Origin of the sequence: Enterobacter sp. AG326 (genome assembly GCF_004362415.1) — a bacterium.
In the GTDB taxonomy this organism is placed as follows: domain Bacteria; phylum Pseudomonadota; class Gammaproteobacteria; order Enterobacterales; family Enterobacteriaceae; genus Enterobacter; species Enterobacter asburiae.
This window is the reverse complement of sequence record NZ_SNXG01000009.1, coordinates 1-14375: the sequence shown is the minus strand read 5'-3', so window position 1 is coordinate 14375 and position 14375 is coordinate 1. Positions and strand designations below refer to the sequence as shown.

At 55.1% G+C, this 14375-nt stretch carries 14 protein-coding genes, 1 tRNA gene and 1 pseudogene; 13 read left to right on the top strand and 3 right to left on the bottom strand.

The genetic code is table 11. The features are described from left to right. The first annotated feature begins 169 nt into the window (after window positions 1–169). The 4 genes from yagE to DFO52_RS20025 all read left to right on the top strand — a co-directional run bounded on the left by yagE (window position 170) and on the right by DFO52_RS20025 (window position 6291). A complete protein-coding gene (yagE, locus tag DFO52_RS20040) occupies window positions 170–1078 on the top strand; it encodes a 2-keto-3-deoxygluconate aldolase (protein WP_133551069.1) in 909 nt (302 codons plus the stop codon). A gap of 14 nt (window positions 1079–1092) precedes the next feature. After that, window positions 1093–3060, top strand: a complete 1968-nt coding sequence (gene yagF / locus DFO52_RS20035) for a xylonate dehydratase YagF (RefSeq protein ID WP_133551068.1) — start codon at window positions 1093–1095, stop codon at window positions 3058–3060. Between the two features lie 226 nt (window positions 3061–3286). Continuing rightward, window positions 3287–4669, top strand: coding sequence for an MFS transporter (locus tag DFO52_RS20030; RefSeq protein ID WP_133551067.1), 1383 nt, complete (start codon window positions 3287–3289; stop codon window positions 4667–4669). Window positions 4670–4680: 11 nt separating this feature from the next. Further along, window positions 4681–6291: a glycoside hydrolase family 43 protein gene (locus DFO52_RS20025; protein ID WP_133551066.1), complete on the top strand. Its 1611-nt coding sequence runs from the start codon at window positions 4681–4683 to the stop codon at window positions 6289–6291. 4 nt (window positions 6292–6295) lie between these two features. Here DFO52_RS20025 and xynR read toward each other — a convergent pair whose 3' ends face one another. The 3 genes from xynR to DFO52_RS23335 form a co-directional block, all read right to left on the bottom strand. Then, window positions 6296–7054 carry a DNA-binding transcriptional repressor XynR gene (gene xynR, locus DFO52_RS20020; RefSeq protein WP_133551065.1) on the bottom strand — a complete coding sequence of 253 codons (759 nt, stop codon included), beginning with the start codon at window positions 7052–7054 and terminating at the stop codon, window positions 6296–6298. 174 nt (window positions 7055–7228) lie between these two features. Continuing rightward, window positions 7229–8233 (bottom strand): ornithine carbamoyltransferase, encoded by a 1005-nt coding sequence (gene argF / locus DFO52_RS20015; protein WP_133551064.1) that lies wholly within the window; start codon window positions 8231–8233, stop codon window positions 7229–7231. Next, a complete protein-coding gene (locus tag DFO52_RS23335; RefSeq protein ID WP_213705005.1) occupies window positions 8203–8298 on the bottom strand; it encodes a hypothetical protein in 96 nt (31 codons plus the stop codon). The genes argF and DFO52_RS23335 overlap by 31 nt, the downstream gene beginning before the upstream one ends. 99 nt (window positions 8299–8397) lie before the next feature. Here DFO52_RS23335 and rraB point away from each other — a divergent pair, with 99 nt between their 5' ends. The 9 genes and pseudogenes from rraB to DFO52_RS19970 form a co-directional block, all read left to right on the top strand. After that, window positions 8398–8823, top strand: a complete 426-nt coding sequence (rraB, locus tag DFO52_RS20010) for a ribonuclease E inhibitor RraB (protein WP_029739283.1) — start codon at window positions 8398–8400, stop codon at window positions 8821–8823. A gap of 46 nt (window positions 8824–8869) precedes the next feature. After that, entirely contained in the window at window positions 8870–9628 is a 759-nt protein-coding gene (gene miaE / locus DFO52_RS20005) for a tRNA isopentenyl-2-thiomethyl-A-37 hydroxylase MiaE (RefSeq protein ID WP_133551063.1), read from the top strand. Window positions 9629–9658: 30 nt separating this feature from the next. After that, complete coding sequence (locus DFO52_RS20000; protein WP_133551062.1) at window positions 9659–10381, top strand: topoisomerase II; 723 nt, start codon at window positions 9659–9661, stop codon at window positions 10379–10381. Between the two features lie 106 nt (window positions 10382–10487). Next, window positions 10488–10572: transfer RNA gene (locus DFO52_RS19995), tRNA-Leu, on the top strand. A gap of 189 nt (window positions 10573–10761) precedes the next feature. Beyond that, window positions 10762–12012: an integrase arm-type DNA-binding domain-containing protein gene (locus DFO52_RS19990; RefSeq protein ID WP_133551061.1), complete on the top strand. Its 1251-nt coding sequence runs from the start codon at window positions 10762–10764 to the stop codon at window positions 12010–12012. A gap of 111 nt (window positions 12013–12123) precedes the next feature. Continuing rightward, window positions 12124–12933, top strand: a complete 810-nt coding sequence (locus tag DFO52_RS19985) for a DUF6387 family protein (RefSeq protein ID WP_133551060.1) — start codon at window positions 12124–12126, stop codon at window positions 12931–12933. Window positions 12934–13099: 166 nt separating this feature from the next. After that, window positions 13100–13306, top strand: a complete 207-nt coding sequence (locus DFO52_RS19980) for an AlpA family transcriptional regulator (RefSeq protein ID WP_001092369.1) — start codon at window positions 13100–13102, stop codon at window positions 13304–13306. A 20-nt stretch (window positions 13307–13326) separates the two neighbouring features. After that, window positions 13327–13641, top strand: a complete 315-nt coding sequence (locus DFO52_RS19975; RefSeq protein ID WP_133551059.1) for a hypothetical protein — start codon at window positions 13327–13329, stop codon at window positions 13639–13641. A gap of 282 nt (window positions 13642–13923) precedes the next feature. Next, window positions 13924–14375 (top strand): annotated as a pseudogene (locus tag DFO52_RS19970) (site-specific integrase); the annotation flags it as partial.

The following is a 14375-nucleotide window of genomic DNA, read 5'->3' as shown; positions in this document are numbered from 1 at the left end:
GGGGTGAGGGCACCAGACCGCACCCACGCATAATGTGATCCAGCTTAAATTTCCCGCACTCCCTCTTCCCTTCCCATTTACCTGCGCTTTTTCTGCGTCATAGTATGATCGTTAAATTAATGAACGCTGTTCTATAATGTAGAACAAAATGATTCAGCAAGGAGATCTCATGCCGCAGTCCGCGTTGTTCACGGGAATCATTCCCCCTGTCTCCACCATTTTTACCGCCGACGGCCAGCTCGATAAGCCGGGTACCGCCGCGCTAATCGACGATCTCATAAAAGCAGGCGTTGACGGCCTGTTCTTCCTGGGCAGCGGCGGCGAGTTCTCCCAGCTGAGCGCCGAAGAGCGTAAAACCATTGCCCGCTTTGCTATCGATCATGTCGATCGTCGCGTGCCGGTCCTGATCGGCACCGGCGGCACCAACGCCCGGGAAACCATTGAACTGAGCCAGCACGCGCAGCAGGCGGGCGCGGACGGCATCGTGGTGATTAACCCCTACTACTGGAAAGTGTCGGAAGCGAACCTGATCCGCTATTTCGAGCAGGTTGCCGACAGCGTCACGCTGCCGGTGATGCTCTATAACTTCCCGGCGCTAACCGGGCAGGATCTGACTCCGGCGCTGGTAAAAACCCTTGCCGACTCGCGCCGCAATATTATCGGCATCAAAGACACCATCGACTCCGTCGCCCACCTGCGCAGCATGATCCATACCGTCAAAGGCGCCCATCCGCGCTTCACGGTGCTCTGCGGCTACGACGATCACCTCTTTAATACTCTGCTGCTCGGCGGCGACGGGGCGATCTCGGCGAGCGGTAACTTTGCACCGCAGGTTTCGGTGAATCTTCTGAAAGCCTGGCGCGACGGGGACGTGGCGAAAGCGGCTGAGTATCATCAAACCTTACTGCAAATTCCGCAGATGTATCAGCTGGATACGCCGTTTGTGAACGTGATTAAAGAGGCGATCGTGCTCTGCGGTCGCCCTGTCTCCACGCACGTGCTGCCGCCCGCCTCGCCGCTGGACGAGCCGCGCAGGGCGCAGCTGAAAACCCTGCTGCAACAGCTCAAGCTCTGCTGAGCCGGACGATAACGATGACCATTGAGAAAATTTTCACCCCACAGGACGACGCGTTTTATGCGGTGATCACGCACGCGGCGGGGCCGCAGGGCGCGCTGCCGCTGACCCCGCAGATGCTGATGGAATCCCCCAGCGGCAACCTGTTCGGCATGACGCAGAACGCCGGGATGGGCTGGGACGCCAACAGGCTGACCGGCAAAGAGGTGCTGATCATCGGCACCCAGGGCGGCATCCGTGCCGGAGACGGACGCCCAATCGCGCTGGGCTACCACACCGGGCACTGGGAGATCGGCATGCAGATGCAGGCGGCGGCGAAGGAGATCACCCGCAGCGGCGGGATCCCGTTTGCGGCCTTCGTCAGCGATCCGTGCGACGGGCGCTCGCAGGGCACGCACGGCATGTTCGATTCCCTTCCATACCGCAACGACGCGGCGATCGTGTTTCGCCGCCTGATCCGATCCCTGCCGACGCGCCGGGCGGTGATCGGCGTGGCAACCTGCGATAAAGGGCTGCCCGCCACCATGATTGCGCTGGCCTCGATGCACAATCTGCCGACCATTCTGGTGCCGGGCGGGGCGACGCTGCCGCCGACCGTCGGGGAGGACGCGGGCAAGGTGCAGACCATCGGCGCGCGCTTCGCCAATCACGAACTCTCCCTGCAGGAGGCCGCCGAGCTGGGCTGCCGCGCCTGCGCCTCGCCGGGCGGCGGGTGTCAGTTCCTCGGCACGGCGGGCACCTCGCAGGTGGTCGCGGAGGCGCTGGGCCTGGCGCTGCCGCACTCCGCGCTGGCACCGTCCGGGCAGGCGGTGTGGCTGGAGATCGCCCGCCAGTCGGCGCGCGCGGTGAGCCAGCTGGATAACCGCGGCATCACCACGCGGAATATCCTCACCGACAAATCCATCGAAAACGCGATGGTGATCCACGCGGCGTTCGGCGGCTCCACCAATTTACTGCTGCACATTCCGGCCATCGCCCACGCGGCGGGCTGCACGATCCCGGACGTTGAGCACTGGGCGCGCGTCAACCGCAGGGTGCCGCGCCTGGTGAGCGTGCTGCCCAACGGCCCGGACTATCATCCGACCGTGCGCGCGTTCCTCGCGGGCGGCGTGCCGGAGGTGATGCTCCACCTGCGCGATCTCGGCCTGCTGCACCTGGACGCCATGACCGTAACCGGCCAGACGGTGGGCGAGAACCTCGACTGGTGGCAGGCGTCCGAGCGCCGGGCGCGCTTCCGCCAGTGCCTGCGCGAGCAGGACGGCGTGGATCCTGATGACGTGATCCTGCCGCCGGAGAAGGCAAAGGCGAAAGGGCTGACCTCGACGGTCTGCTTCCCGACGGGCAACATTGCGCCGGAAGGTTCGGTGATCAAGGCCACGGCGATCGACCCGTCGGTGGTGGGCGAAGATGGCGTGTACCGCCACACCGGCCGGGTGCGGGTGTTTGTCTCGGAAGCGCAGGCGATTAAGGCTATCAAGCGGGAAGAGATCGAACAGGGCGATATCATGGTGGTGATCGGCGGCGGGCCGTCCGGCACCGGCATGGAAGAGACCTATCAGCTCACCTCCGCGCTGAAGCATATTTCGTGGGGCAAGACGGTGTCGCTCATCACCGATGCGCGCTTCTCGGGCGTGTCGACGGGCGCCTGCTTCGGCCACGTGTCGCCGGAGGCGCTGGCGGGCGGGCCGATAGGCAAGCTGCGCGATAACGACATCATCGAGATAGCGGTGGACCGCCTGACGTTAACAGGCAGCGTGAACTTTATCGGCACGGCGGACAACCCGCTGACGCCGGAGGAGGGCGCGCGCGAGCTGGCGCGGCGGCAGACGCACCCGGACCTGCACGCCCACGACTTTTTGCCGGACGACACCCGGCTGTGGGCGGCGCTGCAGTCGGTGAGCGGCGGCACCTGGAAAGGCTGTATTTATGACACCGATAAAATCATTGAGGTAATTAACGCCGGTAAAAAAGCGCTCGGCATTTAATTATTTTCTAAGATAAAACCGTCTGCGGGAAATATTCCGCGGACGGCTTTGTCATTTCTGTTATTTATCAATATAAACAATGAGTTGAGATATATCGTCGGCGTCACAAAAGCAAAATAACGTAATTCGGAAATAAGATATGACCATTGCTGGTTAATTGAACAGCTCATTACACTCCATTAACACGATGTTGTAATTCAGCACACTACATAAGGGTGTAATTCTGATGACGCAATTAACCATGAAAGACAAAATTGGCTACGGGCTGGGTGACACCGCCTGCGGCTTCGTCTGGCAGGCCACGATGTTCCTGCTGGCCTATTTCTACACCGACGTCTTCGGCCTGTCGGCGGGCATAATGGGCACGCTGTTTTTGGTCTCCCGCGTGCTCGACGCCGTCACCGACCCGCTGATGGGGCTGCTGGTAGACCGCACCCGCACGCGGCACGGCCAGTTCCGCCCGTTCCTGCTGTGGGGCGCCATCCCGTTCGGCATCGTCTGCGTGTTGACCTTCTACACGCCGGACTTCTCCGCGCAGGGCAAAATCATCTACGCCTGTGTGACCTACATTCTCCTGACCCTGGTCTACACCTTCGTTAACGTGCCGTACTGCGCCATGCCGGGCGTCATCACCGCCGACCCGAAAGAGCGTCACGCCCTGCAGTCCTGGCGCTTCTTCCTGGCGGCGGCGGGCTCGCTCGCCATCAGCGGCATCGCGCTGCCGCTGGTGAGCATCATCGGCAAAGGGGACGAGCAGGTGGGCTACTTCGGCGCCATGTGCGTGCTGGGGCTGAGCGGCGTGGTGCTGCTCTACGTCTGCTTCTTCACGACTAAAGAGCGCTACACCTTTGAGGTTCAGCCGGGTTCGTCGGTGGCGAAAGATCTCAGGCTGCTGCTGGGCAACGGCCAGTGGCGCATCATGTGTGCGTTCAAGATGATGGCGACCTGCTCCAACGTGGTGCGCGGCGGGGCGACGCTCTACTTCGTGAAATACGTGATGGATCACCCGGAGATGGCGACCCAGTTCTTACTCTACGGCAGCCTCGCCACCATGTTCGGCTCGCTCTGCTCCTCCCGCCTGCTGGGCCGCTTCGACCGCGTCACCGCCTTCAAGTGGATCATCGTCGCCTACTCGCTGATCAGCCTGCTGATTTTCGTCACCCCGGCGGAGCACATCGCGCTGATTTTTGCCCTCAACATCCTCTTCCTGTTCGTCTTCAACACCACCACGCCGCTGCAGTGGCTGATGGCCTCTGACGTGGTGGATTACGAGGAGAGCCGCAGCGGTCGCCGCCTCGACGGGCTGGTGTTCTCCACCTACCTGTTCAGCCTGAAGATTGGCCTGGCGATTGGCGGGGCGGTGGTGGGCTGGATCCTGGCGTACGTCAACTACTCCGCCAGCAGCAGCGTGCAGCCGGTTGAGGTGCTCACCACCATCAAAATTCTGTTCTGCGTGGTGCCGGTGGTGCTCTACGCGGGCATGTTCATCATGCTGTCGCTCTACAAGCTCACCGATGCCCGCGTAGAGGCTATCAGCCAGCAGCTGATCAAACACCGCGCGGCGCAGGGCGAGGCCGTTCCCGACGCCGCGACAGCCGCATCCCATTAACCGGAGGCAATATGGAAATCACTAACCCGATACTCACCGGCTTCAACCCGGACCCGTCCCTGTGCCGCCAGGGCGAAGACTACTACATCGCCACCTCGACCTTCGAGTGGTTCCCGGGCGTACGCATCTACCACTCCCGCGACCTGAAAAACTGGTCGCTGGTCAGCACGCCGCTGGACCGCGTGTCGATGCTGGACATGAAGGGCAACCCGGACTCCGGCGGCATCTGGGCGCCGTGCCTGAGCTATGCCGACGGTAAATTCTGGCTGCTCTACACCGACGTGAAGATTGTCGACTCGCCGTGGAAAAACGGCCGCAACTACCTCGTCACCGCACCGTCCATCGAGGGGCCGTGGAGCGAGCCGATCCCGATGGGCAACGGCGGGTTTGACCCGTCCCTGTTTCACGACGACGATGGCCGAAAATATTATATCTACCGCCCGTGGGGGCCTCGCCACCACAGCAACCCGCACAACACCATCGTGATGCAGGAGTTTGACCCGCAGACCGGCACGCTCTCGCCCGAGCGCAAAACGCTGTTTACCGGCACGCCGCTCTGCTACACCGAAGGCGCGCACCTGTATCGCCACGCGGGATGGTACTACCTGATGGTCGCCGAGGGCGGCACCAGCTACGAGCACGCCGTCGTGGTGCTGCGTTCCAAAAATATCGACGGGCCGTACGAGCTGCACCCGGACGTGACGATGATGACCAGCTGGCACCTGCCGGAGAACCCGCTGCAGAAGAGCGGCCACGGCTCGCTGCTGCAGACGCATACGGGTGAATGGTACATGGCCTATCTCACCAGCCGCCCGCTGCGCCTGCCCGGCGTACCGCTGCTGGCCTCCGGCGGACGCGGCTACTGCCCGCTGGGGCGCGAGACCGGCATCGCCCGCATTGAATGGCGCGACGGCTGGCCGTACGTGGAAGGCGGCAAGCACGCGCAGCTGACCGTGAAAGGCCCGCAGGTGGCCGAGCAGCCCGTTGCCGTTCAGACGACCTGGCGGGACGATTTCGACTCCAGTTCGCTTGACCCGGAGCTGCAGACCCTGCGCATTCCGTTCGACGACACCCTCGGCTCGCTCACCGCGCGCCCCGGCTATTTACGGCTCTACGGCAACGACTCGCTCAACTCGACCTTTACCCAGTCGACCGTGGCGCGCCGCTGGCAGCACTTCGCTTTCCGTTCAGAAACGCGGATGCAGTTCTCGCCGGTCCACTTCCAGCAGAGCGCGGGGCTGACCTGCTACTACAACAGCAAAAACTGGAGCTACTGCTTTGTGGACTATGAGGAGGGGCAGGGGAGAACGATTAAGGTGATCCAGCTCGACCACAACGTGCCGTCATGGCCGCTGCACGAGCAGCCGATTCCGGTGCCGGAGGGTGCGGAGAGCGTCTGGCTGCGGGTGGATGTGGATACGCTGGTCTACCGCTACAGCTACTCGTTCGACGGCGAGACGTGGCACGCCGTGCCGGTCACCTATGAGGCGTGGAAGCTGTCGGACGACTACATCGGCGGGCGCGGCTTCTTCACCGGCGCGTTTGTGGGGCTGCACTGCGAGGACATCAGCGGCGACGGCTGCCACGCGGACTTCGACTACTTCACCTACGAGCCGGCCTAACGGCTCAGGCCGGGTAGCCCAGCGCGCGCGAGAGCGCGAGCCCGGCCTGCTGAAGCTGCTCGCGGAAATTAGCCAGCTCTGCGTCGTCAACGCGGGAGGTCAGCGTCGACAGGCTCAGTGCGGCGATGACGCGGGACTCGTGGTTCCACACCGGCACCGCCACGCAGCGCACGCCCTGCTCGTTCTCTTCGCTGTCCAGGGCGTAACCCTGCTCGCGGGTCTGCGCCAGGGCGCTCATTAAGGCTTCACGAGAGGCGAGGGTAGCGGGCGTAAAGGTGGTGTACTGATAGCCCTCCAGCAGGGCGTTCAGCTCGGGCTCGCCCAGCCAGGCAATCAACACCTTGCCGATGGCGGTGGCGTGAACCGGCAGGCGGCGGCCGATGCGCGAATAGGCGATGGCGGCCAGCTTGCCTTCAATCTTCTCGATATAGACCCCTTCACGCCCGTCCAGGATCCCCAGGTGGGTGGTCTGCCCGGTCCGCTGGGACAGCTCCGTCAGCCAGCCTTTTGCCTTTTGCCGAATATCGATGGAGCCCACGACAAAATGGCCGCGCTCGACCAGCTTCATGCCGAGACGATATTTACCGTTTTCCGGGTTCTGATCGATATAGCCGTGAAGCTGCAGGGTTTTCAGCAGCGAGTGGAGGGTACTCTTGCTCAGCCCCATCAGTTTGCTGATGTCGGTGATCTTAAGCTCGGTGGCCTGCTCGTTGAACAGGTCGAGGATCTGCAACGCACGTTCAACAGACTGAATAATCGGCATAATGCTGGCATGTCCACGCTGGAATTAAGGCGAAAACGTACCTTTTTCGGGGTGAAAAATCAATGAAATGGAGGTAAAAGCAAAAACGACAATCTTGTTGTCGTTTTTTAGTGTTTTCTCCCTCTCCCCGTGGGAGAGGGCCGGGGTGAGGGCACCCGCGCGCAGAGGACTAAATCACTCCCCAAGCGTCGCCACCATCACCGCTTTAATCGTATGCATCCGGTTTTCCGCCTGGTCGAACACGATGCTCGCCGCCGACTCAAACACCTCGTCCGTCACTTCCATCCCGCCGTGCAGATCGAACTCTTTCGCCATCTGCTTGCCGAGCGTGGTCTGGTCGTCATGGAACGCCGGCAGACAGTGCAGGAACTTCACGTTAGGGTTGCCGGTCAGCGCCATCATCTGCGCGTTCACCTGATACCCGCGCAGCAGCGCGATCCGCTCCGCCCACTTCTCTTTGGCTTCGCCCATCGACACCCACACGTCGGTATAGATAAAGTCCGCGCCCTTCACGCCCGCCGCCACGTCTTCCGTCAGGGTGATCTTCCCGCCGTGCTTCTCCGCCAGCGCGCTGCACTCCGCCACCAGGTTCTCTTCCGGCCAGCAGGCCTTCGGGGCCACCAGGCGCAGATCCAGCCCGGTCAGCGCCGCGGCTTCCAGCATCGAGTTGCCCATGTTGTTGCGCGCGTCGCCCGCGTAGACCAGCGTCATCTCGTTAAACGCCTTGCCCGGCAGGTGCTCCTGCATGGTCAGCAGGTCCGCCAGCAGCTGGGTCGGGTGGAACTCGTTGGTCAGCCCGTTCCACACCGGCACGCCCGCATACTGCGCCAGCGTTTCGACCACTTCCTGGCCGTGGCCGCGATACTGAATGCCGTCATACATCCGCCCGAGAACCCGCGCGGTGTCCTTAATTGACTCTTTATGCCCAATCTGGCTGCCGCTCGGGCCTAAATACGTGACGCGCGCGCCCTGGTCAAATGCGGCAACTTCGAAAGAGCAACGTGTACGGGTCGAGTCTTTTTCGAAGATGAGCGCGATGTTTTTACCGGTAAGCTTCTGTACTTCCTTGCTATTTTTTTTATCGGCTTTGAGCTGTGCGGCAAGGGTCAGCAGAGAAGTGAACTGTGCAGGGGTAAAGTCGAGCAATTTCAGAAAGTGTTTCTTGTATAAATCGGACATCTTATCCTCGCATGGCGAACGCCACTTATTGAATTAAAATTCACTTTATATGTGTAATTATTCATTTGCAACCCCGTTTCACAATTCTTTCTTACAAAGGTGGAGGCAAACCCGTCCGTGTGTGAAAATAGAAGTATCTGCCGCACTTTAAAGAGGATTGAGCCATGGCAAACCCGGAACACCTGGAAGAGCAACGCGAAGAGACGCGTCTGATTATTGAAGAACTGCTGGAAGACGGTAGCGATCCGGACGCGCTGTACACCATCGAGCACCATTTCTCTGCGGATGATTTCGACGCGCTGGAAAAACTGGCCGTGGAAGCCTTCAAGCTGGGTTACGAAGTAACCGAGCCGGAAGAGTTGGAAGTGGAAGAGGGCGACACCGTCATCTGCTGCGACATCCTGAGCGAAGGCGCGCTGAAGGCGGAGCTTATCGACGCGCAGGTAGAACAGCTGATGAACCTGGCCGAGAAGTTTGAAGTGGAATACGACGGCTGGGGAACCTACTTCGAAGATCCGAACGGTGAAGACGGCGAAGAAGGCGACGACGAAGATTACGTCGACGAAGACGACGACGGCGTGCGTCACTAAGCGTTTCAGGCGGTGGCGCGCGCCACCGCTTTTTCAAGGCAGAACCATGGATTACCCGCAGATACTCGCCCCCGTACTCAACTTCCTCCAGTGCCCGACCCCGCAAGCATGGATTGATAAAGCCCGCGACCCGGCGAACCTGCCGCTGCTGCTCACCGACCACATGGTGTGCGAGCTCAAGGCCGCCCAGACCGCGTTATTACTCGTGCGTAAATACGTCGCCGACGAAAGTGGTGCCGACGCGCTGCTCGACTGGCTCAAGCCCTACGAACAGTTCACCTTCCGCGACGGCCCGGAGCCGGACTTCATCGCCCTGCACAAGCAGATTGGCAAAAGCGTGATGCCCAAAACCGACGACCCGTGGGGCCAGGCGCTCATCGACAGCATGGTTATGCTGATTAAAGAGGAGCTGCACCACTTCTGGCAGGTGCGCGAGGCGATGCTGGCCCGCGACATTCCGTACGTCAAAATTACCGCCAGCCGCTACGCCAAAGGGATGCTGAAGGAAGTGCGCACCCACGAACCGCTGACGCTGATCGACAAGCTCATCTGCGGCGCCTACATCGAAGCCCGCTCCTGCGAACGCTTCGCCGCGCTGGCCCCGTTCCTCGACGACGACCTGCAGAAGTTCTATCTCTCGCTGCTGCGCTCGGAAGCGCGCCATTATCAGGACTACCTGACGCTGGCCCAGCAGGTGAGCGACGACGATATCTCACCGCGCATACAGCATTTTGGCGAAATTGAAGCCACACTTATCTCGACACCGGACAACGAGTTTCGCTTCCACAGCGGCGTGCCGGTGTAAACCGGCATAACTCAAGGATAAGGATGCGAGATGAATAAAACGTGGACCCGTACCGTGATGGTTGTTGTGGTGGCCGCCGCCGTGGCGTTCTGGGTGTTCTTCGACAGGCAGCGCGCTCCGGAACGGCAGATGGATTCCGCTCTTAACGCGATGCCCGCCTGGCAGGTGATTAAGGAGCAGGAGCCTGTGCTGCATCAGCGCATTCTCGACCAGATGGCCGCCCTGCAAAAGGCCGGCGAGCCGGAGCAGCACATTATCGACACCATCCAGCCGCAGATCCTGCATCTGCAGATGTCGCGCCTGCAAAACGCCCCGGACGCCAACGTGGTGAACTACATGACCATCAACATGGAGCAGACCGCCGCCATTCAGAAGGTGAGCGACGACGCCTGCTTCCGCTTCCTCTACCCGACGGTGAAGGGCGGCGTGAACCCGATGCGCATGCTGGATAAAGACCTGATGGCGCGGCGCATGCAGGCCGACGCCGACATGATGCGCGCGGCCTACGGCAAAAACCGTCACACCGTGACGCAGGCTGAACGCGAGGCGGCTGTCGAAGACGTGCGGCCGATTATGAAGCAACTTGCCGATAAGTACGGCGAGGACATCCAGCAGCTGCAGATGCCGGAGAAGGCGGCGGGCAAAGCGAAGCTCTCCTGCGATATGGTGCAGGAGATGTGGGCGAAGGTGCTGGCGCTGCCGGAGCAGAAGGCGGCGGGTGTGATTCGTCTGGCGGTGTCTGAGCTGGAGTGACGAAGGACGCTGGTTTTTTGGGCACTTAGCGCGGGTTTAGCGCGTCGTCGCTTGCATGGCGGCGCGCGACAGGTATAATCCACAACGTTTCCGCATCCCCTTCAGTGCCGAAGTGGCGAAATCGGTAGACGCAGTTGATTCAAAATCAACCGTAGAAATACGTGCCGGTTCGAGTCCGGCCTTCGGCACCATACAAAGCTTTTTTCAAGTCTACTAACATCTACTTTAGTCCATAAAAACAGTAAGTTAAGCAGGTTTCTGGCTTTTCTTAGTCTGTACACGTCTACTCAATTCCTTGAACATATACCAACTGATGATGGTATAACTGATGGTATTCCCGGTTCGATTGATTTTGGTACCAACACTGGAGGTATCAACTGATGGCTCTCACCGATATCAAAGTTAGGACTACCAAGCCCTCCGACAAACCTTTCAAACTCACAGATGGGCAGGGTATGCACCTGCTGATCAACCCCAATGGTTCAAAATACTGGCGACTCCAATACCGTTTCGAGGGCAAACAAAAAGTTTTAGCATTGGGTGTTTATCCAATGGTCTCTCTTGGTGAAGCTCGCAGGAAACGAGATGAGGCCAAAAAGTTGGTATCTGATGGTATCGACCCTTCCGAGAAGAAAAAAGCAGACAAGATCGAGCAGAGCGAAGCCCTGACATTCGAAGCTGTTGCAAGGGACTGGCATACTGCCTGTAAAAGGAAATGGTCAGATTCCCACAGCGAAAGAGTTCTAAAAAGCATGGAAGATGGTCTCTTTACTGCTATTGGTAAAAGAAAAATATCCGAACTTAATACCAGAGATCTTCTTGCCCCTATCAAGGCTGTTGAAGCTTCTGGGCGACTGGAAGTTGCTTCCCGATTACAGCAAAGAACAACGGCAGTAATGAGATATGCTGTCCAGAACGGGCTGATAGATTACAACCCTGCCCAGGAGATGGCAGGAGCTATTGCGGTAGCTAAAAGAGTTCACAGGCCAGCTTTGCCATTCGAACGATTCTCAGAACTTTTAGAACGAATTGATAGTTTCAAGGGGAGAAAACTCACGAAGTTAGCCGTAAAGCTGACATTGCTCATTTTCATTCGTTCCAGTGAACTCAGATTCGCAAGATGGTCGGAAATCGATTTCAAGAATGCAATGTGGACTATTCCCTCTGAACGAGAACCACTACCCGGAGTGAAACATTCGCACCGTGGTTCGAAAATGCGAACTCCACACCTTGTTCCTTTGAGTTGTCAGGCATTGTCTGTGTTGATGGAAATTAAAGAGATCAGCGGTGACCATGAACTTGTGTTCATTGGCGACCATGATTTCAGAAAGCCTATGAGTGAAAATACGGTAAACAAGGCTTTGAGGTCTATGGGCTATGACACAACCGTGGAGGTCTGTGGACATGGATTCAGGGCTATGGCTTGTAGTGCCTTGATTGAATCCGGCTTGTGGTCGAAAGATGCTGTTGAACGGCAAATGAGCCATCAGGAGCGGAACTCAGTTCGTGCTGCCTACATACATAAAGCAGAGCACCTTGATGAGAGAAAGCTTATGTTGCAGTGGTGGGCCGACTACCTTGACCTCCTTAGAATACGACAAGTTTCACCATTTGATTTTAAAAAGACTTAACTATGAATAAATAGTTAATTAATCGTTCTCCCTTATCAACCTTGTTAAGGGAGAATTAATTCAAATAAGCAGTGTTAACTCATTCAAGCTTTGAATACAGTGGAGGGATTAATGAAAGTAGTAAGCCCTTATGAAGAATTAAAAAGCTGGTTTAGTCTCGAAAACTATGAGCAGTTAAAATCACTAACAATCAAAGAACTGCATACTGAGCTTGCCTTTAGAGAAGCGATTTTCGACAGTGTAAATTTTGGATGGGAAGATGATAATCAAAATTTAAGGTCTATCCTTGAAGGTAATCCTATTTTAAGCAGACAAGATAATAATCATGGCCTTTTTGGCAAGGGCCAAAGACATGTTGCTCAGGTTAGCTTTGGTGATATAAAAAAATTAGAGAACAAGTTAATGATGTTTAGCATGGATTTTTTTGAAGAAAATGGCGATTTCAAAAAAGAATTGAAAAAGAAACCAATAACAAAAACTATGAGAGACTTTTTTTTGAACCAAAATAGCAGCAAGATGTATGTTTCATTTGATTTAGGAATGTCCAGCGATGAAGAAATTATAACAGCCTTACAAACGATGCTACCCATTCTCAGGAAAGAATATGAAATTGAGCCAGTCAAAACAGAAAAAATTGGACTGGCAAAGATAAGAAAACTTGTCGATTACAATATTATCCCAATGATGGATCTATTGATTTGGGCAAAATTTAAAAAAGTAAAAATCTCAAATATGGTCTTGTCTCGTGTCTTGTATCCCGACTTTACAAGTGAGATCAGAGGAGAAGATCACATTAAAGATACAGACAGGCCTGTTGCAGAGAAGTCATTGAATGGAGAAACAACCCGTAGTCTCGAATATTTTATCAGCAAAAACAGCCATCTCCTCAACATACCGATTTCTGAACTCGGCTCTTTCTAGTTGTAAATCATCATGTTAATTGTCAAGGGGAGGGCGTAAATATTTTTCTTCCCCGGAATTTCCTTTCATTCTTCCCTCATCTAACTTTTCAGTTATCAGCATTCCCTTCATAGATACAAATCTGTGTGGCTAATATCTCCGTAACGGAAACGGAGGAGACAGCCAAATGAATACAATCAATCAAAGCTTAATTCGTTTACCAGAAGTCTTGAAACGAACTGGTTTCGGCAAAGCCTGGATCTATCGTCTGATCAGTGAAGGTCGGTTTCCGGCACCAGTGAAGATCGGTGTTCGTGCCGTTGCTTTTGTCGAGAGTGAAGTTGACGAGTGGATTCAATCAGTTATCGAAACAAGTCGAAATAATGTTGCTTAGTTAATTTGGGGAGACATGTTATGAATATCGAAGAATTTGTGAGTGAAGATAACCATATGTGCAATTTAGGCGATGATCTTTTTTACAAGATCTTCGAACCCGGAGCAATTTATGATTTACCCAATAACGAATTTAATAAAGAAATCATTTACTGGCTCAGTCAGTACCTTGTAGGAAATTTGAGAGAACCTTTAGACTCAATCTCTGAGCTTGATATTTTCAAGCAGTTTTATGTTTACGAGACATGGTTCTCGCTAATTAAATGTCCCGTTGAAATTAGAAATCTTTCAAAGCGAATAATTCAATACCAGATTGGGCTGAAAACTCTTTTGTAAAAATGTAAAGTTTGGACCCATATTTTGGCTTAAAACCTTACAAAATAATTTACATTATTTTGGTTGCCGTTTATTAGCAAGGCAGTGAGATAGTTTCCGAAGTATTAGGTGTACATAATATTAACTAGATCTACCAGATGATAATTTGACAGGAATATTCGTCTATCTCACTGTTTTAATTTAACTAAATGACTTAATCGATTCAAATAAATTTGTAAATCTACGAAATGCTTATTATTAATATATTGGAATTATACTTTTTGTAAGGTTTAGGAGGAAAATATGCGTAGTATTTGTGTGGATTCTTTTATGTTCGAAAATGGTGAGAGATATTGTCATATTGTAAATAAAAATACTGGTGAACCATTGTATTATCCTAACTTGTATATAACAACACAGGTCAGGAATCGGTCAGAGTCTATATCAACAATGAAGGTTATTGCCGGTAGCATTTCATTGTTATATCGATTCTTTATGAGGAAAGAGATCAATATTGATGAAAGAATTCAGAAAAAAATATTTCTGGCTCCTCATGAAATTGAAGATTTGATTGAATTCACTTCATTCAATTTCCGAGATGGCGAGGATGATAATTTTAGGAGTTCAAATGTCAAAAAACCAACTAAGTACTTTCGGATTACAACCATAGCTAACTATCTGGAATGGCTGTGCAAAATACATCTTTCTCATACAGGACAGAAGGATACTCTCAAATATATTTTAGATTTCATTAA

Coding starts and splice junctions, on each gene's coding strand:
- yagE (WP_133551069.1), top strand. CDS start 170: ATGCCGCAGTCCGCGTTGTTCACGGGAATCATTCCCCCTGTCTCCACC.
- yagF (WP_133551068.1), top strand. CDS start 1,093: ATGACCATTGAGAAAATTTTCACCCCACAGGACGACGCGTTTTATGCG.
- DFO52_RS20030 (WP_133551067.1), top strand. CDS start 3,287: ATGACGCAATTAACCATGAAAGACAAAATTGGCTACGGGCTGGGTGAC.
- DFO52_RS20025 (WP_133551066.1), top strand. CDS start 4,681: ATGGAAATCACTAACCCGATACTCACCGGCTTCAACCCGGACCCGTCC.
- xynR (WP_133551065.1), bottom strand. CDS start 7,054: ATGCCGATTATTCAGTCTGTTGAACGTGCGTTGCAGATCCTCGACCTG.
- argF (WP_133551064.1), bottom strand. CDS start 8,233: ATGTCCGATTTATACAAGAAACACTTTCTGAAATTGCTCGACTTTACC.
- DFO52_RS23335 (WP_213705005.1), bottom strand. CDS start 8,298: ATGAATAATTACACATATAAAGTGAATTTTAATTCAATAAGTGGCGTT.
- rraB (WP_029739283.1), top strand. CDS start 8,398: ATGGCAAACCCGGAACACCTGGAAGAGCAACGCGAAGAGACGCGTCTG.
- miaE (WP_133551063.1), top strand. CDS start 8,870: ATGGATTACCCGCAGATACTCGCCCCCGTACTCAACTTCCTCCAGTGC.
- DFO52_RS20000 (WP_133551062.1), top strand. CDS start 9,659: ATGAATAAAACGTGGACCCGTACCGTGATGGTTGTTGTGGTGGCCGCC.
- DFO52_RS19990 (WP_133551061.1), top strand. CDS start 10,762: ATGGCTCTCACCGATATCAAAGTTAGGACTACCAAGCCCTCCGACAAA.
- DFO52_RS19985 (WP_133551060.1), top strand. CDS start 12,124: ATGAAAGTAGTAAGCCCTTATGAAGAATTAAAAAGCTGGTTTAGTCTC.
- DFO52_RS19980 (WP_001092369.1), top strand. CDS start 13,100: ATGAATACAATCAATCAAAGCTTAATTCGTTTACCAGAAGTCTTGAAA.
- DFO52_RS19975 (WP_133551059.1), top strand. CDS start 13,327: ATGAATATCGAAGAATTTGTGAGTGAAGATAACCATATGTGCAATTTA.